Source organism: Acinetobacter sp. ANC_7511 (assembly GCF_056779975.1).
The window spans coordinates 47767-69588 of the sequence record NZ_JBWYIY010000017.1 but is presented as its reverse complement, the minus strand read 5'-3'; the positions used below and the strand labels follow the sequence as shown (position 1 = coordinate 69588).

The following is a 21822-nucleotide window of genomic DNA, read 5'->3' as shown; positions in this document are numbered from 1 at the left end:
TGATTATAAGTTGATGAATATGAGCATGAGAACTCAGCATCTTAGACAAAATAGTATGAAATTGATTTCATGGCTATTTGTCTTTGTGATGACCTGTACATTGCAAACGGTTCATGCAGAATCTGCAACAGCAGTAGATCATGAGTCTGACGCGATTGTGCTGGGAAAAGTGATTCAATCCAACTCAACAAATCCATCATCAAGTGCTCAGCAAAATAAACCAACACCAGTATCTCCTGTTACTGTTTCAAATGATATGCAGGAAGGAGACTCACAACGTCAACTTCCTACATTAAATGAACCTGTGATAGATCAGGCGAATATACTTTCTCGTCAAGAAAAGTCGGAGCTTGATACAATAATTCGCGGTCTATATAGCGAGGGTAAGGCTCAAATTGGGATCGTCATCGTTCCAACAACTGGTCAGGAAGGTATTTTTGACTTTGCAATGCGGACTGCACAGACTTGGGGGTTGGGTTCTGCTCAACAAGATAATGGCTTGTTAATCGCGGTTGCAATCAATGATCGAAGATTACATATCGCAACAGGTTATGGATTGGAAGGTGTGATTCCGGATATTGTTGCGAGTCGAATCATTCGCGAACAAATCACCCCTTATTTTAAAGTCAATCAATTTGGACAGGGTTTAATTGCAGGGGTCAGAGAAATTGAACGAATCGTTAACCTTGATCCGGAAATTGCCCAACAAGCTGCTGAAGAACTGAAACTTAGACAAGAACAAGCCTTAAAAGCGCAATATGCAAAGGAAAAGACATTTAACACGGTATTATTTATTTTAATCGCTGGTGTGATTGGTTCTTTTATTATTGGTAATCGTTTAAGTGCTTCGGTCGCGGGTGTTACTGCTTTTGCTGCGAGCATGATTTATGGTTCAGGGATTTTAATCAGCTTGATTGTGGGCATTGGAATTTTCTTTTTATTATTTACATCCATCGCACAGTTGATTTTCCAAGCATTTTTATCTGGCGGAGGACGCGGTGGCAGTGGCGGTCGAGGCGGATTTGGCGGTGGTGGATTTAGTGGCGGTGGTGGTGGCTTTGGTGGGGGAGGTGCGTCAGGCTCATGGTAACAAAAACTGAAACGACAGAAATTATCACTGAACCAAGGTTGCAACAAGCATCTCAACCTAGCTTCAAGCGTTGGATTAAGCATTTTTGTTATTTGCCTGCATCTAAACGTTATTTTTCTAAGATGGATCAAAATGCAATTGCTGAAGCGGTTAAGCGTGCGGAGCAAGGTCATGTAGGTGAGATTCAAGTGGTCATAGAGGGATATATTCCATGTGCCTTGGCTTATTCAATGAATACTCGTCAGCGCGCCGAACAACTTTTTGCTGAATTAGGTGTATGGGATACAGAGTTTAATAGTGGTGTACTGATATATTTAAATCTATGTGAACAGAAAGTTGAAATTGTGATTGATCGTGGGATTCAAAAGGCAACAACGCAGCAAGATTGGCAAGCAATCTGTGATCACATGATTAATGAGCTAAAAAATAAAAATTATAAACAGGGGGTTATTGGTGGCGTGATGGAAGTCGGCGAAATTTTGAATCGTTTTTATGATGATAAAGTGCAAGATTTGGAAAATGAGCTCAGTAATCAGCCAATAATTTTAAATTAATTTAAGAAAAGTGACAAAAAATGTCACTTTTTTACATAAATTAACATTAAAAATAAATTTGAAAATTATTTATTGGCAACCTTGAAGCGTTATCCGAAAATAGCATCAGTTAGTTAGCAACAACAAAATCTATTTTGGGGATAGGTTGTTAACTTTGAACTTAAAAAATTAGGAGAGATGTTATGAACGCTCAAAAAGGTTTTACTTTAATCGAGTTAATGATTGTTGTTGCAATTATCGGTATTCTTGCTGCGATTGCGATTCCTGCTTACCAGAACTATATCGCTAAATCTCAAGTGAGTGAAGCTTTAAGTTTGGCAAGTGGTTTAAAAACAACAATTCAAACTAATTTGCAGAATAATTCATGTTTTTCAAATGGTAAAGATGCCGAAGGTGGTACCGATACTATTAAAGGTAAATATGGAACAGCTGAAATTACAGCTGGAACTGGAGCTGATGCAAACCTAACTTGCGGAATTAAGTATACTTTTAATGAAACAGGTGTATCTAATAAGGTAGCTAAGAAAGTTATAGCATTAGATGTTAATGATAATGGTGTAATTTCAAAAGCTGCTGCAGGTAATACTATCAGCGATGAATTTTTACCACAAAGTTTGACAGCTCCGAGTAAGGCTTCATAAATTATAAAGATAAGAGGATTTTTTAAATCCTCTTTTTTTTATATGAAAATTATTTATATTCTTCTCGCCAACTTTGCCCTTGTTGCACTTGCAAGTTACTTGGGTGTAGGGCGACCATTGATCAATTACGACTACTTATTAGTAGTGATCATCTTTTTATTTTTAAAGAATAGATTTCTAGCTGTTGTACTATTTACACTTTGTATTTTCATAGATGGTTTAAATATATTCTTTCAAATATTTCCAATTATTCATCTATCCGATATTCTTTATCTATTTAAATTTATACCAGAAATAGATGATAGTAAAAAAATAATAATTTCGTTTGGATTATTATCCCTATTTATATATCTGTTTTTCTTGTGGGTAGTGCTACGGAACTTTTCGATTTCTAAAAAATACTTTTCCTATGCAGTCGTTATTATAATCTTACTATCAATACTACAGAGTTTTTATATTGCCAATGGTGAGCGAGCATGGCGTATTGGTGAATCTAAATATTTTGATTCACAAATTTATAATTTCATAAAATTTAGAAATATAGATTTTATAAAAAAATTTCAAACTTCAGAAACAGCTTTGGGAGACAGATATTCTTTTTCAACTGGTTATGATGAAGTATTAAGAATTGAAAATCCTAAAAAAATTTTATTTATTGTAAATGAATCATGGGGAGTCACCTCAGATGAAATTCAAGAAGATTTATTGCATGAAATTTTAAAAAACAAACGGTTTAAATTACTTAAACGGTCTGAAGTTAGTACAGATGGGTTTACCGTCAATGCTGAAATTAGAGAGTTATGTGGTTTATATCTGAATAATTTTAATCTCAAAAAACAAAAAAATGGATTTGAACAGTGTCTACCTCATATTTTGAGTAAAAGGGGATTTCATACACTGGGTGTTCATGGTGCTGCGAGCACCATGTATGAGAGGAAAGACTGGTATCCCAAATTAGGTTTCAAGGAATCTCTATTTTATGAAAATTTTTTAAACTTAAATTCGCGTTGCTATTCATTTCCAGGATTATGCGATCGAGATTTGATGCAAGTTATTAGAAATAAACTCATGAATCACGATAAAATTTTTCTTTATTGGCTTACGTTGAATACGCATCTTTCATATGACTTGAGAGATCTTAAAAATGATCAATTTGATTGCGAGCGATTTTTAATCGATAGAAAATCCTCTTTATGCCGAAATTTAAAATTACAGAAGCAGTTTTTTTCGGATTTTAATGATAATTTTGTTGTTGAAGAGCTTGAAGGAACAATAGTTGTAATTGTTGGTGATCATGTGCCACCGTTGCTCGAAAATAATGAAATCAGATTTAAAGATGCTAAAGTTCCAATGATCGTGGGGTATATAGAGTGACGAATTTAAAAACACATAATAATGTCTTTTTGTTTTTTTTATTTTTTATTATAGGGTTTAGTAGTGTTTCTTATAGCCTTATCAATAATTTAGTGATTACTTTTATTTTGGGTGTGGCATTATTATTTGTTTTATTGAAATTTAAACTTGAATATTTTAGCTTCGAAAAGAAAAGATCACTGTTTTATTTTTTTTTATTGTTTCTAGTTTTTGGAGTTTCTCTCTATCTCTCACCTTATCAAAATGAGCACATGTTGTATCGTTATTTTGGAGTGGTCTTAAGTATTATTTTTGGAATATTTGGATACTTTAACTACAAGAATAAAGGCTTTGATCTGATTTTTATCAGCCAAATTTTGAGTCTAATCGGTTTCCTTCATTGTACAGTTTTAATATTTTATTGGTTTACTGTTCCGAGTCCAGCTGATTACGATTGGATATGGGATATGCCATTTTTTTCAAACATCAGACATATCGCGGATTATCTGTCCATTTGTTTTTTGGCTTCATTTATTTTGCTGTTGAATAAAAAACTGAAGCTTGGTTTTATATATTATATTTTTTCAGTTGTTTTACTTTCTGTGATTATTTGGACTGGAGCTCGGGCAGCTTATTTAAGTGTCGCTTTAGCCCTTATATTTTTAGTTTTAAATGATATTAAGACTATAAAAAAATTAATTATGGTTTTAGTTCCATCAGTCATCTTGCCACTGTTTTTTAAAACAAATTTACCTGGTTTGGGTATGGGGCGATCATTTGATGTGGTTGGTAAGTCGGTTAATAGCTATACCTCAGGCCGGGTAGAGTTATATCAAACAATATTAAGCAAGTTTTCTGAAAGTCCGTTATGGGGCTTGGGTCCTGAAGCGATACGAAATATTGCGATTCCGCATGCAGGAGATGTGTTTGCCCAAGCACATAATCTGATTTTACAAATATTGCTTGAGTTTGGGCTCATCGGTTTTATTCTTATTTCAATTATTTTTGTGAAACCATTAATTCGTATTGCTAAATTTGAAAAGAACTATGAATTTATAATTTTGACGAGTTTTGTTATCAATATATGCGTCGCTGCTATGTTTAATGGGGGATTCTATTACATCGTGACTTTACATATTTTTTGTTTCTTTTATGGCGCACTGTTGGCGAATTTAGATTCGAAAAGTACAATTACAATTTCTTAATTACATATTTGTATGCTGAACTTATTTGCATGTTTGCTATTTTTAGCGTTAGCTTGGCTGCTACCATACCATCGTTCTCCTTGGCCAACCTTCGGTTCAGAAGTATTGACGTTTATCGCAGTCTCTTTTTTATTGCTATATTTAGCAAAATCTAAAGTAAAAATCGCAAAACCACAGCTTTATTTATTGCCATTTTTAAGTATTCCACTCATTCAATTTATTTTTGGACAGAACATCTATTTCAGCAATGCTTTATTTAGTTTTGCGTATATTCTGTTCTTTGTATTGATGGTCATTGCTGGATATCAACTTTGCCTTGAGCAGAGAAATAGAGAACAAGTATTTAAAATTACCTGTTTAACATTTGTTTCAGTTGGGGTTATCTCAGCTGTATTTGCGGTGCTTCAATGGCTCCAGTTGAATTGGATTTTAGGTGATCTTATTTACCCACTAAAGGGAAATAGACCTTACGCCAATTTAGCTCAACCCAATAACTTAGGGACTTTACTTTTTTTAGGGCTACTGAGTTCGCTCTATCTATTTGAAAAACGATTACTTTCCAATCTTTATCTTATACCAATCGCGTTTGTTATTTTATTGGGAATTGTTTTAGCACAATCTCGAACAAGCATTATCGTTTGTGCTTTTATCGTGATCTATTGGTTAATCAAACAATTCAAAAAACAGAATCGATTTTCATTGACCCATTTAGCTTTTTGGTTAGGTGTATTTGTACTCTTAACACTGAATTTAACGACGATCAACCAGTTGATTTTTTCTATTGGTGATTCAGCTTCAGTCGTGCAAAGTTCCGCAGCAAACCGTGCTGTCCAAGGTATGGGTGATATTCGCCTTGATATGTGGCAACAAATGATAGCTGCGATTCTGCATCAACCATGGTGGGGGTATGGATGGAATCAAACAGGCTTAGCACAATACTATATTACTGATACCTTCCAAGTTTCACTTTGGTATAAAAGTGCACACAACATGATTCTAGATCTGTTGGTCTGGAATGGTTTGATTTTAGGTGGGTTTATTCTTCTGTACTTTACAGCTTGGCTACTGTGGCTCAATAAAGGGGTGAAGGATAATATCTCGATCATTGCAACATTAATGGTATGTGCAATCCTCATTCATGGCATGTTAGAGTTTCCTTTGCATTATGCTTATTTTCTACTTCCAGCAGGTTTCTTACTGGGCATCATTCAGGCGCAATATAAAAATTTGCCTTCAGTAAAAATGAATGGTCGAGTGTTCGCAGTGATTGCTCTTATCACGATTGTGGGAGCTTTAGTTACGACACGGGATTATTTTTTATATAAAGAGCAAAGTGTACTCGCATCAAAGACTGAAGCTTTAACAGTAGATCAACAACACACCATGCAAAAGCAAATTTGGTTGATTACCCAATTTAAAGAGCGCGTGTGGTGGATCGGATTAGATCCTAAAACTGAAATGACAGAACAACAACTTGCTGATCTAGAGCGAATGGTTGCAAACTTGGCATCAAAATATGATTTACATAAGTATGCACAAGTATTGGCTTTTAATGGTATGGAGCAAGAAGCGAAGCATCAACTATGGATTTTAGAAACATTGCATAAGCAACATATTGAGTATGATGACTTATTGAAATAAAAAAATCCCCGAAAGGGGATTTTTTTATTTCAATCATTAAATTTGGCTTTGAATATAATTCTCTACACCAACTTGATCGACAAGATCGAGTTGAGTGGTCGCCCAATCTAAATACTCTTCTTCTTTTTCTAAAATCTCTTGTACTAAATCACGCGTAACGTAATCGAGTTGTTCTTCTGCTAATTTCACAGCAGTTTGTATCGTTTCAATGTTTTCTTTTACTTTCCGAACATCGCATTGCAGCACTTCGATTGTGTGTTGACCAATATAGAGCTTACCCAGATGTTGAAGATTTGGAAGACCTTCTAAAAATAAAATGCGTTCAATGATTTTATCTGCATGCTTCATTTGGCGGATAGATTCTTTATATTCCGCTGAACCGAGTTGTTCGATGCCCCAATCATTAAACATGCGTGAGTGTAAAAAATATTGGTTGATGGCTGTAAGATGGTGGTAAAGCACCTGATTTAACTGATGAATAACGTCACGGTTGCCTTTCATGATCTTAGCTCCAAACTCAAAATTCAGCCTATCATAGAAGGCTATCGATAGAGATTATCTTAACCCAACTTGCTAAAGTCTGACGAGTAATTTATTGAACAGCAAATGAAAATCGCAATCAAATACACTTTTTCAAAAAATAACCCCGCTGAGTCAAAGCGGGGGGAGAAATTGGAAATCTGAATTATAGTTATAGAATGAGTTCTTATTATTTTTAGCACATTCTGAGTTAAGCGGCGATTGAAATTCTGGCAGCTATTTCAGCAAGTTCTTCATTAATAATACTGCGTGCTTCAGGAACACAGCGTCCACAACAAGTGCCTAGGTCAAGCAAGTCACGAATTTCACGATAAGATTCAGCGCCATTTGCCATAGCATCTTTAATATCTTGATCTGTAATTCCACGACATAAACAAACGTACATTTCTGCTCAACCACAAGGATAAATGCGATAGTTGATATTATTGATAATTATTATCGTTTGTCAATGAAATTCATTTAAAAATGCTGTTTAATTCATCGTTTTTCCAGATAAAAAAATACCACCTTATAGGTGGTATTTTCTAAGATATTGTAATTATTTAGAAATAATTACAACGCCATCCATTTCAACCAGTGCGCCTTTAGGTAAACTTGCAACGCCTAATGCCGCTCGTGCAGGGTAAGGCTGAGCGAAATATTCCCCCATAATTTGGTTTACCAGTTGAAAGTGAGATAAATCAGTGAGGAAAATATTCAGTTTAGCAATATCAGCTAAAGAACCACCAGCAGCTTCACAAACTGCTTTTAGATTATCAAATACACGACGAATTTGAGCTTCAATGCCCTCAACCAATTCCATGCTATATGGATCTAATCCAATTTGTCCTGAAAGATAAAGTGTATCGCCGACAAGAATGGCTTGAGAGTAAGTACCAATTGCAGCAGGTGCATTTTCAGTATGAATGACTTGGCGGGACATCTATTTCTCCATTATTCAAATCTAGCTTCATCATAAAGGATGAACACTATAGGTGAAAGCTCTAATCTGTATTCTTTAGCAGGCTTGTGAGACTTCTTCAACCGCAAGAGGAGCTGACATGCGTGAAATACGCGGAAAACCAAATTGCATGCGGAGTTCACGAATGATTTGCGCAATTTGCTGACGACTATGAACAACAATACTCAGATAGGTTTTTGAATCGTATTTTCGAACGGACTCGATTCCTATTTTTGATTTACGGCAGATATAAATCAGTTCTGAAATTTGCTCATCACTTAATAATAGATCGATACACAAGTAAGCATTGAAATTGATTTCTGATTCACCTTCATCTTTCCAGTGCAACGGCATAATATTTTCAGGGTGTAACTGTTGTTCGTGTAGAAGGTTCTTACAGCGAGCACGGTGAACAATAAGACCGCGGCGAGATAAATGTCCCTGAATAGGATCGCCTAGCACTGCATTACAACAATGGGCATATTTTACATCTACACCATCAGTACCTAAGATCAGGCGACTTGATGCTTGATCTTGATGATGATCTTGAGCAAAGAGATGGTTCGCCACAAGTTGTGGGAGCAAATCACCTACAGCAATTTGTTCAAAAAGTTGATTCTTGGTTGGAATATGGCGCCATTGTAATAGTTCAGTCCAATTTTGATCGGTTAGATCATGAATAGACGTATTAAATAACTTTAATGCACGATTTAAAGCTTGTTGACCGACAAGACGCTGTTCATCAATATCTTGGTCTCGCAAAATATTTTGAATAGAGCGTCTGGCTTTTTGAGTGTTGATAAAGCTCAGCCAATCCGGGTTGGGTGAAGCGAGAACATCTGTAATCACCTCAATGACTTGACCACTTGAGAGTGGTGTAGAAAGCGGTTTGATTTCACCATCAATTTTACAGCCGACTGCATGGTTACCTAAGAACAAGCTTGCAGAATAAGCGAAATCTACTGCTGTCGCTCCTTGTGGTAACTCATGTAAGTGACCTTGAGGAGTATAGACCCATATTTTTTCTTGATGTAAATAATCTAATAGATCATTAAACGTGGTCTTTGCACAGTCGCCACCGACTAAGGTATGCAAATTCTGCATAGATGCTTGAATGGCAGATCGGCATGTTTGAGGAGCATTTTCACCTAATACCACCCCAAATCGCGCAGCCTTACGCATAAGTTCAGTTTGTATGGTGAGCGAAAGCGTTGTTTTCTCGCCTTTCAAACGCAGCATTAAGGATTGATTGCCACCTGGAAGAGGGCGGCGGATATGATCTTGGTAATTTAAAACTTGGAAGTTATCTTTTAACAACTCAACTAAACGATCGCAATCGGCAATGGTCTGGAGAACGATTTCAAACGCATGACTATGTGTGAGTTCTTGAAGGTTAATTTCGTTTTTAACAAAGTGGCGTAATAATTCAATGTTATTGTTTTTCTTTTTAATCCGCCCAGGAATATTGGAGTTTTCCAAGAGATCGCTCAAATGCTTTTCCCAAATGGCTTGGTACTTACAGCGTTGAGGTTTGGTTTGCGCCAAAGCATTTTGAACATCATTGAACATATCTAGATCAAGATTTTGATAACAGAGGTGTTCAAGATTGTCAGCCATTTCATTCATGCCGACCAAACGTGCCATTGGCACGAATATATCAAAAGTTTCTTGTGCAATACGGGCACGTTTATCTGGTCTTAAAGCTTCCAAAGTCGTCATATTATGGTAACGGTCTGAAAGTTTAATGATGATCACACGAGGATCTTGTAACGTGGCTTGTAGGATTTTTCGGAATGAGGCTGCTTTATTATATTCCTTGTCACTAGAGTGGCTTAATTTCGTAACACCATCGACCAGCTCAGCCACTGTTTTGCCAAATTTTTCAGTAATGTCTTCTTTGCTAAAGTCGGTATCTTCAATAACATCGTGCAGTAGTGCTGCCATTAACGTTTCTGGGTCTAGGCGCATATGCGCCAGAATACAACTTACGGCTATCGGATGCAGAATATAGGGTTCACCGCTTTTGCGTGTAATACCATCATGCGCCATGTCAGCATAATCGCAGGCCACAAGTACTCTGTCGACGTCCTTTTCAGATAAATACGCGTCGATGATGACTTTTAGCTGTTGCTTAGCTTGGCTGACCAATGGGCCTGGCATACTACACCTTTGAATCCGTGGAAGAGAGTAAAAAGTAAAAGACTTTACTAAAAATTCATATTGCTACAATGCTCTATTTTTAAATAGAGAATAGCTCTAATTTTTTTAACAAATTTTTTCAATTTTGTCGAATCATTCTCTAAAAAAATTCAATAAAAAAGCCTAGTCACTGGACTAGGCTCTTTTAAATGCAGGTCTTAAAGCTTATTGGAAAGAAAAACCATCTAAGTTTAAGTTATTTGCAGAAAGTGCTAAATCTAAGCTAGACGTTTGATAATCTTGCTCACGCTGTTTCAAGATATCTTTAGTGACATGACCTTCAGCGATTTCACGTAAAGCAACCACTGTTGGTTTGTCATTGTCCCATTCTACAGTTGGTTCGATACCTTGACGAGCAAGTTGACGCGCGCGTTTGCTTGCCACTAGTACAAGCTCAAAGCGGTTGTCTACATGGTCTAAACAATCTTCAACGGTTACGCGTGCCATAAGAGTTCTCGTATGTATGAAATTTTTTAACAGACTGCGCAGTATAAAATGCTTTGTCTATAGACTCAAGTTTAATCACGAATTCGGTGTGATTAATTTTTGAATTAAATCTTTATGTCGGTGAGCCTGTTGTGATAATGAAAGACGGTTCGCATTAATGACAGACTCAAGATCATGTAAAGCTTTATTAAAATCATCATTCAAGATGATGTAATCGAAGTTTACGTACTGTTGCATATCTTCTACCGCACAACTTAAGCGATGTTCAATCACTTCAACAGAATCTGTACCGCGGTTTGATAGGCGTTGGCGAAGATCAAATTGAGTAGGTGGAAGAATGAAAATTTGTTTTGATTCAGGAAAAAGTTTGCGAACCTGTTCTGCACCTTGCCAATCAATTTCAAGTAAAACATCATGACCCTTTGCAAGTTGTTCTTTTACAGTCGCTTGTGAAGTGCCGTAGTAGTTACCGAAAACTTCCGCGTATTCGATGAAACCACCTTGATTCACTTGCTCAATGAAAGATTCTTTGCTGGTAAAGTGATAATGCACACCATCTAATTCACCAGGGCGTTGACCTCGAGTAGTGTGTGAAACAGAAACGTGTAAATTGCTTACGCGCTCAAGTAGGGCTTTAACTAATGATGTTTTGCCAGTTCCAGAAGCAGCTGAAACGACAAACAAGAGACCCGACATGATATTTTTCCTGATATGATAAAATATCTTCTCTATTTTAGAGCAGAGTGCTTTTAAACTAAATAGCAATTCGCATTTGTTTTAAAAAATATTCTGATTCATTGACCAAATTTTAGCGATCGTTTGAGGGTCTTATGGAAATTGTTTTAGCTAATCCACGTGGTTTCTGTGCTGGTGTAGACCGCGCTATTGCGATCGTTAATCGTGCACTTGAAAGCTTCAATCCTCCCATTTACGTTCGTCATGAAGTGGTACATAACAAATTTGTTGTGGACGATTTACGCCAACGTGGTGCAATTTTTGTAGATGAATTAGATGAAGTTCCTGATGACAATATTGTGATTTTTAGTGCACATGGTGTATCAAAAGCTGTACAACAAGAAGCTGAGCGCCGTGGATTAAAAGTATTTGATGCCACATGTCCTCTCGTGACAAAAGTGCATATCGAAGTCACAAAATATGCGCGTGAAGGGATTGAAGCTATTCTGATTGGTCATGAAGGGCATCCAGAAGTTGAAGGCACCATGGGTCAATATGATCTAAAAAATGGTGGTGCAATTTATCTGGTTGAAGATGAAGATGATGTTGCTGCTTTACAGGTGAATAATCCTAATAAGTTAGCATTTGTCACTCAAACGACACTTTCAATTGATGATACTGCAAAGGTCATTGATGCATTGCGTGCTAAATTCCCAGCGATCCAAGGGCCGCGTAAAGATGATATCTGCTATGCAACTCAAAACCGTCAAGATGCGGTCCGTGATTTAGCGACTCAATGTGATGTCGTTTTAGTTGTTGGTTCTCCAAACTCTTCGAACTCTAATCGTCTTCGTGAATTGGCAGAGCGAATGGGTAAGCATGCTTATCTCGTAGATAATGCGGATGAGCTGAAAAAGGAATGGTTTGCTGAAACCACTAAAATTGGTGTTACCGCAGGTGCTTCAGCACCTGAAATTTTGATTAAACAAGTGATTCAGCGTCTACAAGATTGGGGCGCTACGTCACCACAGGAATTAAATGGGCGAGAAGAGAACATAACCTTTAGCTTGCCTAAAGAATTGAGAATTCAAGTTACTCAAGCTTAATAATGAATTATCAATGACATACCAGGATAAGTGAACAGATTGCAAAAGCGTGATCTTATCCTCATTTTAATACCATTTGTCATAACTGTGTTGGTTTTATAATTATAAAATATTACTTTTGTAACATTAATAAATAAATACAAAAGTTTGAATATGAAAGACTTACAACGGGGCTTTACCATTATTGAGCTGTTGATTACCACAATTGTGCTATCAATCACAGCAACCATGGCTATTCCATCTTTTAAAAATCTTGTTGCGCAATATCGCCTAAATTCAGATGTGCGTGAATTATCAAGCGTGCTGATGATGGCGCGTAATCAAGCAACATTGTTAAGAAAAGATGTGACTGTAGATCTTAAGTCGAATCAATCAGATAGCAGTACAATCTTTCATTGGACACCCAAAGCGCAAAATAAATTGACTTCATCACAAGAAAAAGTCACATTCTGGATGGATGGGGGAATTTCTGACTTTACATCTGACATAAATTTTTCTATTTGTAATAAGGTGTTAGGTGTTTCTAAAACGATAGCAATAACAAGAATGGGAACACAATATTTAAAAGCAGAGGGGACATGCTAATGCGTGCTGCGCAACAGGGGGTAGGAATGATCGAAATTCTAGTTGCCTTATTGGTTTTGGCCATTGGGGTATTGGGGTTTTCATTTTTACAAATGCGCGCAATTGATGCTTCACATGAAGCAATGTCTAAATTACAAGCCATGAATTTAGCGCGTGACTTATCTGAGAAGATACGTGCGAACTCAAATGCTTATACTCAGTATCAAGCTAGAATAAATGCAGAAACACAAACAACTACAGCCAAATCATGTGTGCAAAAAGGAACGACGAATCCATGTGTTCAAGCAGCCGATTTTGCCCATTATGATGCTGCCCAGATAATAAAAAATGCCAATGATCTTGGTATGAGTATCAAAATGCCGAATTGCCAAGTCAGTAATAATTTGCAATCTCGCCGATGCATTTACGTAGCCTGGGGAAAAACAAAACCTATCGATGATGCTTCTGCAAAAGATGCATGTACCCATGGTGGAAGTTATTTACCAAAAGCGCAATGCATCGTTATGGAGCTTTATTGATGCAGCATCGTAGGTATACACAAAAAGGTTTGACGCTAGTCGAGCTTATGATCGCTTTGGTGCTTGGATTATTGATTACCGCTGCTGCGGTACATCTGTTTTTTACAGGGCAGATGGGATTCACGATGCAGAAAGGGATGTCGGAGGTTCAAGATAACGGGAACTTCGGTCTGCGCTTTCTTACTTATGAAATTCGTAAAGCAAATTATGGTCAAGTAAATATCATAAATGATCGTTTGACGCATGGTGGCATTGTTATCACTTCAGCTCAGTCTCCAGTGGTGCCTACATCTGGTGATTTGGCATTTAATGCGACCAATATTCCCGTCAATATTTCACGAAATATTCCAAATACGGAGGTTGTGCCTGTATCGCAATCTGGTATGCCGAGTAATATAGAGTTGGTTTCCGCTGAATCTTCACAACCTGCTCAAGCGGGAATGAGCGACCAATTGGTCATGCAGTTTTATGCTGATACACAAGGTGTGGATTGTGAAGGTAATAATTACGATGCTGGACGATATATTGTTCAACGTTTTTTTCTACGTAAAGATGCAAATGCAAATATTCAAAAAGAACCACACGATGCATTGGTCTTGGCCTGTGAAGCAGGGTGGTACACGCGTAACAGCACTCAAATTTTAAAAAATTTTAATAATAAACAGACTGTCTTTGGAACAACGAATGGTGAAATTTTGATGCATCGTGTTGATCACTTTCACTATCTGTTGGGGATTTCTAATGACGATAATACGGCACAGCAAAGATATATAAGTATTGAAGATTATAAAAAGCTCAATGTTTATCCACGTCCACGCATCAATTCAATACAGGTCGGTTTATTAGTAAGGTCATCTGAGAATGTAGGTCAAAATCAAGCAATTTCTCCTCATCAAGAATTTGAAGTTCTTGATCAAAAAGTAAAATTAAAAAAAGCACAAAAAACCGTCGCGACTAAATTTATTCGACAAGTCATTACACAAACGATCGCGATTCGAAATGGTATGAGTGTGATGGATTCAGCGGAGGGCTTATGATTCAACATCAACGTGGTGCAACGCTGATTGTGGTACTGATTATGTTAGTTCTGCTCACCATTATTGGTACTTGGGCGATTCGACAAAGTATGGTGAGTTTGAATATCACCACCAACAGCCAAGCGCAACAATTGTTAATGCAATCTTCCGATACTGTTTTTTATCGATTGGGGCATGGCGGCTATGCTGCCTCCAGTGGTAACCCTCTGAGCTTAATTGGTTACTCGATTCAGAATGAAGGTGACGAAGTCGTATTCTGTTTTAGAAACCAATCCAATAGTGCGATGTTTAATGTTTCCAACAGTAGTGTATTGCGTTGGAATGAAGCAATGAGTGATGTCTCAGTCGATGGTGTTTCTGGGTTTTGTTCCTTATCAAACGATGGGGATTATGCCAGTGCTCGTAAGGCGCAATTAACTCAGGTGTCTGTAATCGTAAGCCCTCCATCAGACAGTGATCATGATATCCCACTTTCAAACGCAAACGTTGGAACTGACACTGAAAGTATAGGACAACCTTCTGATACTAAAAAAATAACAGTCTATTCAACATCGCTCTTACCCGCATTGTCTTCGACAGATTTAACGGATGAAATCCATCTTTGTTTGCGCCGACCACATACAGCACCATTGGTGGGTAATGCACAAACCATTTCATCTTGTTTAAAGGATATTGGTGTGCCGTATAACACCCAAATTCAAAGTTACATTTTTGATGCTTATCAGCGCGCTGAATCTTAATGGGGATGTGTTGTGAATAAAAAGATAAAGAATCATTTTACAAAAAAGATGATTGCGCAAAGTATTGCAGTCGTGATGGCATTGGGTGCGATCCCAATGCAATTGAGTGCCAGTGATCTACAAATTTATCAAAATCCTGTAGCAAAAAATAATCCGATTATCATGTTGGCGATTGATAACTCGATGAGTATGAGTGCAGTAGATGCAACTTAAAAAGGTCAAAGTGTTAGCCGTTTAAATGCCTTAAAAAACTCATTGGTAGATGCCTTAAATGCAAAGGACTTATCAGGAAATTATCGTATTCCAGATAATGTTTATATTGGGGTGTCGGTGTTTACGTCAACAGGTGAAATAGGGACAACAGAAGATTGGTTAAGCTATGGTGAAAATGCTCGTTCATCTAAAATCTTACTAGAAGCAAAACAACTTACACCTGCTCACCGTACGGATTTAATCAATAAAATTAATAGTATTGGAGCCGTAGGTAGTACGCCCACACCACTATTACTCTCAGAAACTTATGCATATTTACTAGGAAATCGTACCTTTGGGGCTAACCTAAAAGGCATCGATTTACTTCCTTCATCTAAATATTCTAATTATAGCCGTGGTTTATCTGGAGCATCATTTGCGCCAGCGGACATTCGCAAAGCGGATGGTAGTTATAGAGCGCCACTCAACAAGTTGAATAACAGTGATGCCCAATGTAGTACGCAAGGTGTTTTTTTCTTAACAGATGGGGCGCCAGTTGGTTTGAGACCAAAGACGGTACTCCCTGTCATGCAAAATGCGTTGGCAGATGACAGCTTTACTTGTGAAGGCTCGCCCTTAAAAGATGTCTACTACAATTACGGTAATGCCAAAGGTGCCAGTGGTGCCGCGACCTTCAATGGCGAGTTTAAGGAAATGGCGACGCAGCCATATCGTTTTTATGAAGATGATATTGGTAATGCTGTGTCAGCCAATCAAACCACCTGGCAAAACCGTAGTTCATGGGCTTGTGTGGGTAAGATGGTTCAGCGTTTGGCAAATCAAACACAGATGACCAGCGATGCGAATCAGAAGCGTGTTTATACATCTACTGTAGGTTTTGGTCCCTTATTCCAAAAGCATCCACGAGAAACCTGTCGTGATTATGACAATGACGGTCTATACGATCATTGTACTTTTGATAGTAGCTATACAGGTTCTGGAAATGACATTTCCAATAGTATGAATGCTCAAGCATTAAAACAGTTGGGGAATGTGATTGGTAAAGGGGATACCTACGGGACTCGCCAAGAAATTGGGGGGTATACCCAAGCGACTTCTGGTGAAGATATTCAGAATGCATTGAATACCTTCTTGGTTGCCGTCTCTCACGGTAACTTTGAGGCTGCTAGTTTTGGTACTTATGTGGTGCCATTTGACCGTTTATCAACAAGTTCAGCATATCCTTATGTGTTCGCACCGCAGTTTCAACCACAGGTGAGCACAGCAAATTCGGTATTGGCTTCCACACATCAATTATGGTTAGGGAACTTAAAGAAATACAGTATTAACGCTCAAGCTGTGATGATTGATCGTGCGGGGAAAGAGGTACTTGATCGATCAGGTGCAATACGAACCAATACGCAGGATTTTTGGAACAATACTGGAATCGATGATGGTTTGAGTGCAATTCAAGGGGGCGTGTTCTCTCGGATTGCCACACCTTCACCACTAGCAGGTGTTACTGCTACAGACAAAATAAAAACGCGCCCGTTATTCACCAATGCAACGATTGCCACAACGGGTGATCAAGCAAAACGATTGGTAGGTTCTGAGAATGGACAACTGACGAAATTAACGACACAGAATGTGCTGGCCGCGACCTATATTGATTCAACCAAGTCGGGGTGGCGACAAAATGTATATCAACCCTATTTACTGTCGGCTTTGGGTTATCGACTTGATAAAAACTACTTAAGTAGCTTACCTGCTGGATACATTTGGAATGATCTAAATAAGGTTAAAGATCTTAAGGTGATGCAGCAAATGGGAGGCGTTGTTCACTCGGAACCACTATTGGTCACGCTCGAAGCAAAATATAACGCGGGGTCTGGTACCATTTTAGCGAATACCCGTAATGCGACTCATCGAAAAGATTACGTGGTATTTGGGACGATGCAAGGATTATTGCATGTTGTGGATCAAGAAACTGGTGAAGAGGCATTTAGTTTCTTAGCTCATGAAATGGTTCAAGATCCAAGTCGACGAGACGCGTTACTTGAACAGTCCAATACATTATTGTCATCTGCGCATCCTATTTATGGCATGGATGGATCATGGACTTCAGATGTTCAATATAAGATTGATCAGAACAACAATAAGTTTATTGCTGCGAAAGCCAACATTTATGGTGGTATGCGCATGGGTGGGCGTAGTTATTATGCCTTGGATATGAAAAATCCGAACCAACCTGAATTACTTTTCCATGTTGATCCAAGTTCTGGAACGATAAAGAGTAAATCAACATCAGTGAGTGGCACAAATCAATCAGATGCCTTAAAAGCTATGGGATATAGTTGGTCTAAACCTACCATTGCTAAAATTCGTTTTGACGGCAAAGTTAAAACGGTCATGATTGTGGGTGGTGGCTATGATATGGCCTATGAAACGGATGGTTATCAGCCTCAATCTGCATTAACTGGTCAACGAGCTAATCAAGGGGCGGGCGTCTATATTTTTGATGCTGAAACGGGCGAATTATTGTGGAATGCACGCTATGGCAACCAATCGAATCAAACCAGTGTTGATGTTAAGCATGCTGAGATGAAATATAGTGTGGTCAGTCAAATTAAAGCATTTGACCGCAATACGGATGGTTTGATCGATCACCTATATTTTGGTGATTTAGGTGGGCAAGTGTGGCGCGTCGATCTCAATAATCGTCTTGGAACGAATACAACCGCGTTTGGACGAGTGACACGTCTTGCTGATTTTAGTGCGTATCACCAACGTTTTTATGAAATGCCTGCTTTGACCATCCATGATCTGAATGGTGAGCGATTTGGTGCGGTGAGTATTGCGTCAGGAAATCGCAGCTTTCCATTAAATACCAGCAATATTTATGACAATCGAGTCTATGTGTTACATGATTATGACTTGGCACAACCGAATTTGTTTCAAGCGAATTTTGCTAAAACACAAAACCTTACCGAAGCTCATTTAACTGCATGGTCTAATTTATCAGGTACAACAGTGCCACATCTGATGAACCGTAATAAGCGTGGTTGGTTCTATGTGCTGCAACGAACAACGGCTAAAAACGAAACAGCGAATACTGGTACAGTTAAAGCATTAAATGGTTATATTGCGATCGCAAATAGTCCAAGTCATTCAGATTTATATGTGTCTTTATACAATCCAAATGATGCATCGTCACAACAACCGAACCAATGTACTGGGGGCATTAAAGGAGCAAGTCGTACCTTAAAGCTTTGCTTGCCGTATGGTGTTTGTGGAGATGCTGGATCAACGTCTAATCTTCAAAATAAAATTGTGGCAGAAATCTCAGACACTAAGTCTGATGGGATTAGTAAGCTAAACAGCGTACCTATTGTCCAGAATGGTAAAAAGAAAACGACTTTGCTGGGCGGTGGTTATACCAACTACATCACAACCAAAGTGCTGAAAGCTTATAACTGGTTTGAGCGTCAGTAGGTGGTTACCATGAATCAAAAAGGTTTTACGCTGATTGAGTTGATGGTTGTTGTAGTGATAATTGCCATATTGATGACAATCGCAGTGCCATCATACCAAAGTTATTTAAAACGTAATGCTGCTGCACAGGCTCAGCAAGAAGTATCCAAAATTATTGAACAACTAGAACGCTATAAAAGTCGCAGTTTTTCCTATCGAGGTTTTGATGCGAAGTATATTTACGATCAAGATACTTCAATGACGAGTATTTCCCTGCCTGATGCGAAGAAACCAAAATATGTGATTAGTATTGCCGATATCAGTGAAAAAACACCTAAAACCTTATTAAGTTCAGATCAGGGCTTGGGACGGGCATGGGGGATTCGAGCTGTACCAACGCAGACAGGCTATGATGCGTTTTTGGCGACGAGTCAGGGTATTCGTTGTAAAACAGAATATTTGGTGGAAAATGACTTAAAAGAAGTCAATGCATATACAGGATGTGGTGCAAATGCAAAACAATGGTAATTCAGGATTTACTTTAGTAGAGATTATGATTGCAGTGGTCATCATTGGAATTTTAGCCATGATTGCCTATCCGTCCTACCAAGAATATGTTCGTAAAACTAAACGTGTCGAAGTAAAAACCACATTGGCAGATATTGCAGCTCGACTTCAGCACTATCAGGTTGCGAATTACAGTTATATTAAATCGGATGGCAAAGCAGTCACGTTAGCTGAATTGGGATTTCAGACCAATGCGCAAAATCGAGTTGAAGTTCCGCATTATGATCCTGTCTATACGGTTGGTATATCAGATGTAACCAACAACAGTTGGGTGTTGAGTGCAGTGCCTGTGAGTGGAAAATTGATGCAAACAGATGGTCACTTTGTCATAAATGAAGCCAATGAAAAATGTTGGGTGAAAGCAGCTTCTTGTACGCCTTCTTCAAGTACAAACTGGGATGGAAAATAAAATTAAATTCAAAAATGTGGATAAATAATTTTTGAGCTTTCAATCGGATCAAAGTTCACGTAAAATACTGCCCTCTATGAAAGGGGTTTGAAATGTATCGATGGTCGGTGCAGGGATAATCCGTAAAAACTATAAGGTTCTATCATGGTTGTTATTCGTCTTGCACGCGGTGGTGCTAAAAAACGTCCGTTCTATCAAATCATCGTGACTGATAGCCGTAATGCACGTGACGGTCGTTTCATCGAACGTATCGGTTTCTTCAACCCTACAGCTCAAGGTAAAGCAGAAAAACTTCGTTTAGATGCTGATCGTTTCGCTCACTGGGTTGCTCAAGGTGCTCAACCTTCTGAACGTGTTGCTTCATTAGCTGCTCAAGCTAAAAAAGCTGCAGCTGCTGTTTAATACGGTAGAAGCTAGCCCATGACACCAACACAGAATGTTCCCGAAGATCGTATTCAGATTGGACAGCTACGTTCAGCTTATGGATTAAATGGGTGGCTCTGGGTCTATTCCAACACAGAACCTATGAGCAACATATTTGACTATCTGCCTTGGTACATCGAGACCAAAGCAGGTTGGCAAATTGTAGATGTGAAACGTTGGAAGCCACATGGTAAAGGCTTAGTTGTTTCGCTGAAAGGTGTGAGTGATCGTACTGCAGCAGACAATTTAGTTGGCGCAAATATCTGGATTTCTAAATCGCAACTGCCTCAACCAGGCGTGGACGAGTATTATTGGTCTGATCTAAAGGGTCTAACAGTGTTAGGTCTGGATGATGAAGAGCAAGAAGTCAATCTTGGTCAAATCCACGAATTGTTTGAAACAGGTGCTAACGATGTGATGGTAGTTCGCGCAACTGCTGACAGTGTCGATGGCGAAGAGCGAATGATTCCATGGCATAAAGATGTGGTGCAACGCGTTGATCTCGAAACTGGTCGTATCTATGTCAATTGGGGCGTAGATTACTAATATTTTCGGAAATACGGGAGTCTGCGATGTTTTTTGCAGTCATTACGCTTTTTCCTGAAATGTTTGAAGCGATTACAAGTTTTGGTATTAGCGGTCGCGCAGCGAAACGCGATTTAATGCAAATTCATTGTATTAATCCTCGTGATTTTGCAACAGGGAACTACAAACGAGTGGATGAGCGTCCATTTGGTGGTGGTCCTGGTATGGTGATGATGGCTGAGCCATTGGCAAAAGCAATTCATCGTGCCAAAGAGCTTGCAACGCAAGCAGGTGCTGTTCATGTACCTGTGGTGTATATGTCGCCACAAGGTAAAACCTTAAATGAACCTTCAGTACAAGATTTCGTGCAATATGACGGATTAATTGTATTGTGTGGTCGTTATGAAGGTGTTGATGAGCGTTTGATCCAAAAATATGTTGATCAGGAATGGTCCATAGGGGATTACGTTTTATCTGGGGGAGAACTGCCTGCGATGGTTTTATTGGACAGTATTATTCGGAGACTTCCGGGTGCAATGTCTGATGAACAATCACACGTTCAAGACTCATTTGTAGATGGTTTACTCGACTGTCCGCAATATACAAAGCCTGATCATTTTGAAGGTTTGGATGTGCCTGAGGTACTAAAATCAGGTCATCATGCAAATATTGAAAAATGGCGTTTTTTGCAGCGCTATCAACGAACGCTTGAACGTCGACCTGAATTGGTTGAAAAAGTTGAGTTGACTAAGCAGCAAAAGAAATGGCTCAAAGATTCGCAAAAATAAATCTTTTAGATTTATTTAAGCAAATATGACCTCAAGCATATTGCTTGAAGTATTAAATAGGCTCTTTATGCATTGAAGCGGTCAAGCATAAAGGGAAAGTCAATCGGGTCTATGCGCCTTAGCCTCTAGCCCCAGTGGATATCAGACCTCTTCTGACCCACACATATTGGAGATAC

At 38.4% G+C, this 21822-nt stretch carries 24 protein-coding genes; 18 read left to right on the top strand and 6 right to left on the bottom strand.

The window, feature by feature from the left end:
* The first annotated feature begins 25 nt into the window (after positions 1–25).
* The 6 genes from AC1M9L_RS12170 to AC1M9L_RS12145 all read left to right on the top strand — a co-directional run bounded on the left by AC1M9L_RS12170 (position 26) and on the right by AC1M9L_RS12145 (position 6484).
* Positions 26–1090, top strand: coding sequence for a TPM domain-containing protein (locus AC1M9L_RS12170; protein ID WP_481592270.1), 1065 nt, complete (start codon positions 26–28; stop codon positions 1088–1090).
* Complete coding sequence (locus AC1M9L_RS12165; protein WP_481592269.1) at positions 1084–1644, top strand: TPM domain-containing protein; 561 nt, start codon at positions 1084–1086, stop codon at positions 1642–1644. The genes AC1M9L_RS12170 and AC1M9L_RS12165 overlap by 7 nt, the downstream gene beginning before the upstream one ends.
* A 182-nt stretch (positions 1645–1826) precedes the next feature.
* Complete coding sequence (locus tag AC1M9L_RS12160) at positions 1827–2285, top strand: pilin (protein ID WP_481592268.1); 459 nt, start codon at positions 1827–1829, stop codon at positions 2283–2285.
* Positions 2286–2327: 42 nt separating this feature from the next.
* Positions 2328–3659 carry a sulfatase-like hydrolase/transferase gene (locus AC1M9L_RS12155; protein WP_481592267.1) on the top strand — a complete coding sequence of 444 codons (1332 nt, stop codon included), beginning with the start codon at positions 2328–2330 and terminating at the stop codon, positions 3657–3659.
* Complete coding sequence (locus AC1M9L_RS12150; RefSeq protein WP_481592266.1) at positions 3656–4843, top strand: O-antigen ligase family protein; 1188 nt, start codon at positions 3656–3658, stop codon at positions 4841–4843. The genes AC1M9L_RS12155 and AC1M9L_RS12150 overlap by 4 nt, the downstream gene beginning before the upstream one ends.
* A gap of 12 nt (positions 4844–4855) precedes the next feature.
* Complete coding sequence (locus tag AC1M9L_RS12145; RefSeq protein WP_481592265.1) at positions 4856–6484, top strand: PglL family O-oligosaccharyltransferase; 1629 nt, start codon at positions 4856–4858, stop codon at positions 6482–6484.
* Between the two features lie 36 nt (positions 6485–6520).
* On the opposite strand, the gene bfr is transcribed toward AC1M9L_RS12145, so the two are convergent.
* The 6 genes from bfr to gmk form a co-directional block, all read right to left on the bottom strand.
* Positions 6521–6985, bottom strand: a complete 465-nt coding sequence (bfr, locus tag AC1M9L_RS12140; RefSeq protein WP_035264352.1) for a heteropolymeric bacterioferritin subunit Bfr — start codon at positions 6983–6985, stop codon at positions 6521–6523.
* A 229-nt stretch (positions 6986–7214) separates the two neighbouring features.
* On the bottom strand, positions 7215–7409 hold the full coding sequence (locus tag AC1M9L_RS12135; protein ID WP_035264349.1) for a bacterioferritin-associated ferredoxin: 195 nt from the start codon (positions 7407–7409) through the stop codon (positions 7215–7217).
* A gap of 153 nt (positions 7410–7562) precedes the next feature.
* The gene (locus AC1M9L_RS12130) at positions 7563–7946 is read right to left on the bottom strand and encodes a RidA family protein (protein ID WP_035264336.1); all 384 of its coding nucleotides are present in this window, start codon (positions 7944–7946) and stop codon (positions 7563–7565) included.
* A 75-nt stretch (positions 7947–8021) separates the two neighbouring features.
* Positions 8022–10124, bottom strand: a complete 2103-nt coding sequence (locus tag AC1M9L_RS12125; protein WP_481592264.1) for a RelA/SpoT family protein — start codon at positions 10122–10124, stop codon at positions 8022–8024.
* Positions 10125–10328: 204 nt separating this feature from the next.
* Positions 10329–10610 (bottom strand): DNA-directed RNA polymerase subunit omega, encoded by a 282-nt coding sequence (rpoZ, locus tag AC1M9L_RS12120; RefSeq protein ID WP_035264331.1) that lies wholly within the window; start codon positions 10608–10610, stop codon positions 10329–10331.
* A gap of 75 nt (positions 10611–10685) precedes the next feature.
* Positions 10686–11306, bottom strand: coding sequence for a guanylate kinase (gmk, locus tag AC1M9L_RS12115; protein WP_035264330.1), 621 nt, complete (start codon positions 11304–11306; stop codon positions 10686–10688).
* A 134-nt stretch (positions 11307–11440) separates the two neighbouring features.
* Between gmk and ispH the strand changes: the two genes are divergently transcribed.
* The 12 genes from ispH to trmD all read left to right on the top strand — a co-directional run bounded on the left by ispH (position 11441) and on the right by trmD (position 21646).
* On the top strand, positions 11441–12391 hold the full coding sequence (gene ispH, locus AC1M9L_RS12110) for a 4-hydroxy-3-methylbut-2-enyl diphosphate reductase (RefSeq protein WP_092766665.1): 951 nt from the start codon (positions 11441–11443) through the stop codon (positions 12389–12391).
* Between the two features lie 153 nt (positions 12392–12544).
* Positions 12545–12976, top strand: coding sequence for a pilus assembly FimT family protein (locus AC1M9L_RS12105; protein WP_481587375.1), 432 nt, complete (start codon positions 12545–12547; stop codon positions 12974–12976).
* The gene (gene pilV / locus AC1M9L_RS12100; RefSeq protein WP_481587374.1) at positions 12976–13494 is read left to right on the top strand and encodes a type IV pilus modification protein PilV; all 519 of its coding nucleotides are present in this window, start codon (positions 12976–12978) and stop codon (positions 13492–13494) included. Before AC1M9L_RS12105 ends, pilV begins: the two co-directional genes overlap by 1 nt.
* Positions 13494–14531: a PilW family protein gene (locus AC1M9L_RS12095; RefSeq protein ID WP_035264319.1), complete on the top strand. Its 1038-nt coding sequence runs from the start codon at positions 13494–13496 to the stop codon at positions 14529–14531. Before pilV ends, AC1M9L_RS12095 begins: the two co-directional genes overlap by 1 nt.
* Entirely contained in the window at positions 14528–15271 is a 744-nt protein-coding gene (locus AC1M9L_RS12090; protein ID WP_081403224.1) for a pilus assembly PilX family protein, read from the top strand. Before AC1M9L_RS12095 ends, AC1M9L_RS12090 begins: the two co-directional genes overlap by 4 nt.
* Positions 15272–15283: 12 nt before the next feature.
* Complete coding sequence (locus tag AC1M9L_RS12085; protein WP_481592263.1) at positions 15284–15484, top strand: hypothetical protein; 201 nt, start codon at positions 15284–15286, stop codon at positions 15482–15484.
* 117 nt (positions 15485–15601) lie between these two features.
* The gene (locus tag AC1M9L_RS12080) at positions 15602–18955 is read left to right on the top strand and encodes a PilC/PilY family type IV pilus protein (protein WP_481592262.1); all 3354 of its coding nucleotides are present in this window, start codon (positions 15602–15604) and stop codon (positions 18953–18955) included.
* A gap of 9 nt (positions 18956–18964) precedes the next feature.
* Positions 18965–19462, top strand: a complete 498-nt coding sequence (locus AC1M9L_RS12075) for a type IV pilin protein (protein ID WP_180028919.1) — start codon at positions 18965–18967, stop codon at positions 19460–19462.
* A complete protein-coding gene (locus AC1M9L_RS12070; protein WP_171260680.1) occupies positions 19446–19910 on the top strand; it encodes a type IV pilin protein in 465 nt (154 codons plus the stop codon). The genes AC1M9L_RS12075 and AC1M9L_RS12070 overlap by 17 nt, the downstream gene beginning before the upstream one ends.
* A gap of 144 nt (positions 19911–20054) precedes the next feature.
* A complete protein-coding gene (gene rpsP, locus AC1M9L_RS12065) occupies positions 20055–20312 on the top strand; it encodes a 30S ribosomal protein S16 (RefSeq protein ID WP_035264308.1) in 258 nt (85 codons plus the stop codon).
* Between the two features lie 18 nt (positions 20313–20330).
* Positions 20331–20879 carry a ribosome maturation factor RimM gene (gene rimM, locus AC1M9L_RS12060; protein WP_035264305.1) on the top strand — a complete coding sequence of 183 codons (549 nt, stop codon included), beginning with the start codon at positions 20331–20333 and terminating at the stop codon, positions 20877–20879.
* A 26-nt stretch (positions 20880–20905) separates the two neighbouring features.
* Complete coding sequence (trmD, locus tag AC1M9L_RS12055) at positions 20906–21646, top strand: tRNA (guanosine(37)-N1)-methyltransferase TrmD (RefSeq protein ID WP_092766672.1); 741 nt, start codon at positions 20906–20908, stop codon at positions 21644–21646.
* Positions 21647–21822 lie beyond the last annotated feature (176 nt).

What these genes read in the sequence shown, in the direction of transcription:
- AC1M9L_RS12170 (WP_481592270.1), top strand. Translation starts at nt 26, where the DNA reads ATGAGAACTCAGCATCTTAGACAAAATAGTATGAAATTGATTTCATGG.
- AC1M9L_RS12165 (WP_481592269.1), top strand. Translation starts at nt 1,084, where the DNA reads ATGGTAACAAAAACTGAAACGACAGAAATTATCACTGAACCAAGGTTG.
- AC1M9L_RS12160 (WP_481592268.1), top strand. Translation starts at nt 1,827, where the DNA reads ATGAACGCTCAAAAAGGTTTTACTTTAATCGAGTTAATGATTGTTGTT.
- AC1M9L_RS12155 (WP_481592267.1), top strand. Translation starts at nt 2,328, where the DNA reads ATGAAAATTATTTATATTCTTCTCGCCAACTTTGCCCTTGTTGCACTT.
- AC1M9L_RS12145 (WP_481592265.1), top strand. Translation starts at nt 4,856, where the DNA reads ATGCTGAACTTATTTGCATGTTTGCTATTTTTAGCGTTAGCTTGGCTG.
- bfr (WP_035264352.1), bottom strand. Translation starts at nt 6,985, where the DNA reads ATGAAAGGCAACCGTGACGTTATTCATCAGTTAAATCAGGTGCTTTAC.
- AC1M9L_RS12135 (WP_035264349.1), bottom strand. Translation starts at nt 7,409, where the DNA reads ATGTACGTTTGTTTATGTCGTGGAATTACAGATCAAGATATTAAAGAT.
- AC1M9L_RS12130 (WP_035264336.1), bottom strand. Translation starts at nt 7,946, where the DNA reads ATGTCCCGCCAAGTCATTCATACTGAAAATGCACCTGCTGCAATTGGT.
- AC1M9L_RS12125 (WP_481592264.1), bottom strand. Translation starts at nt 10,124, where the DNA reads ATGCCAGGCCCATTGGTCAGCCAAGCTAAGCAACAGCTAAAAGTCATC.
- rpoZ (WP_035264331.1), bottom strand. Translation starts at nt 10,610, where the DNA reads ATGGCACGCGTAACCGTTGAAGATTGTTTAGACCATGTAGACAACCGC.
- gmk (WP_035264330.1), bottom strand. Translation starts at nt 11,306, where the DNA reads ATGTCGGGTCTCTTGTTTGTCGTTTCAGCTGCTTCTGGAACTGGCAAA.
- ispH (WP_092766665.1), top strand. Translation starts at nt 11,441, where the DNA reads ATGGAAATTGTTTTAGCTAATCCACGTGGTTTCTGTGCTGGTGTAGAC.
- AC1M9L_RS12105 (WP_481587375.1), top strand. Translation starts at nt 12,545, where the DNA reads ATGAAAGACTTACAACGGGGCTTTACCATTATTGAGCTGTTGATTACC.
- pilV (WP_481587374.1), top strand. Translation starts at nt 12,976, where the DNA reads ATGCGTGCTGCGCAACAGGGGGTAGGAATGATCGAAATTCTAGTTGCC.
- AC1M9L_RS12095 (WP_035264319.1), top strand. Translation starts at nt 13,494, where the DNA reads ATGCAGCATCGTAGGTATACACAAAAAGGTTTGACGCTAGTCGAGCTT.
- AC1M9L_RS12090 (WP_081403224.1), top strand. Translation starts at nt 14,528, where the DNA reads ATGATTCAACATCAACGTGGTGCAACGCTGATTGTGGTACTGATTATG.
- AC1M9L_RS12075 (WP_180028919.1), top strand. Translation starts at nt 18,965, where the DNA reads ATGAATCAAAAAGGTTTTACGCTGATTGAGTTGATGGTTGTTGTAGTG.
- AC1M9L_RS12070 (WP_171260680.1), top strand. Translation starts at nt 19,446, where the DNA reads ATGCAAAACAATGGTAATTCAGGATTTACTTTAGTAGAGATTATGATT.
- rpsP (WP_035264308.1), top strand. Translation starts at nt 20,055, where the DNA reads ATGGTTGTTATTCGTCTTGCACGCGGTGGTGCTAAAAAACGTCCGTTC.
- rimM (WP_035264305.1), top strand. Translation starts at nt 20,331, where the DNA reads ATGACACCAACACAGAATGTTCCCGAAGATCGTATTCAGATTGGACAG.
- trmD (WP_092766672.1), top strand. Translation starts at nt 20,906, where the DNA reads ATGTTTTTTGCAGTCATTACGCTTTTTCCTGAAATGTTTGAAGCGATT.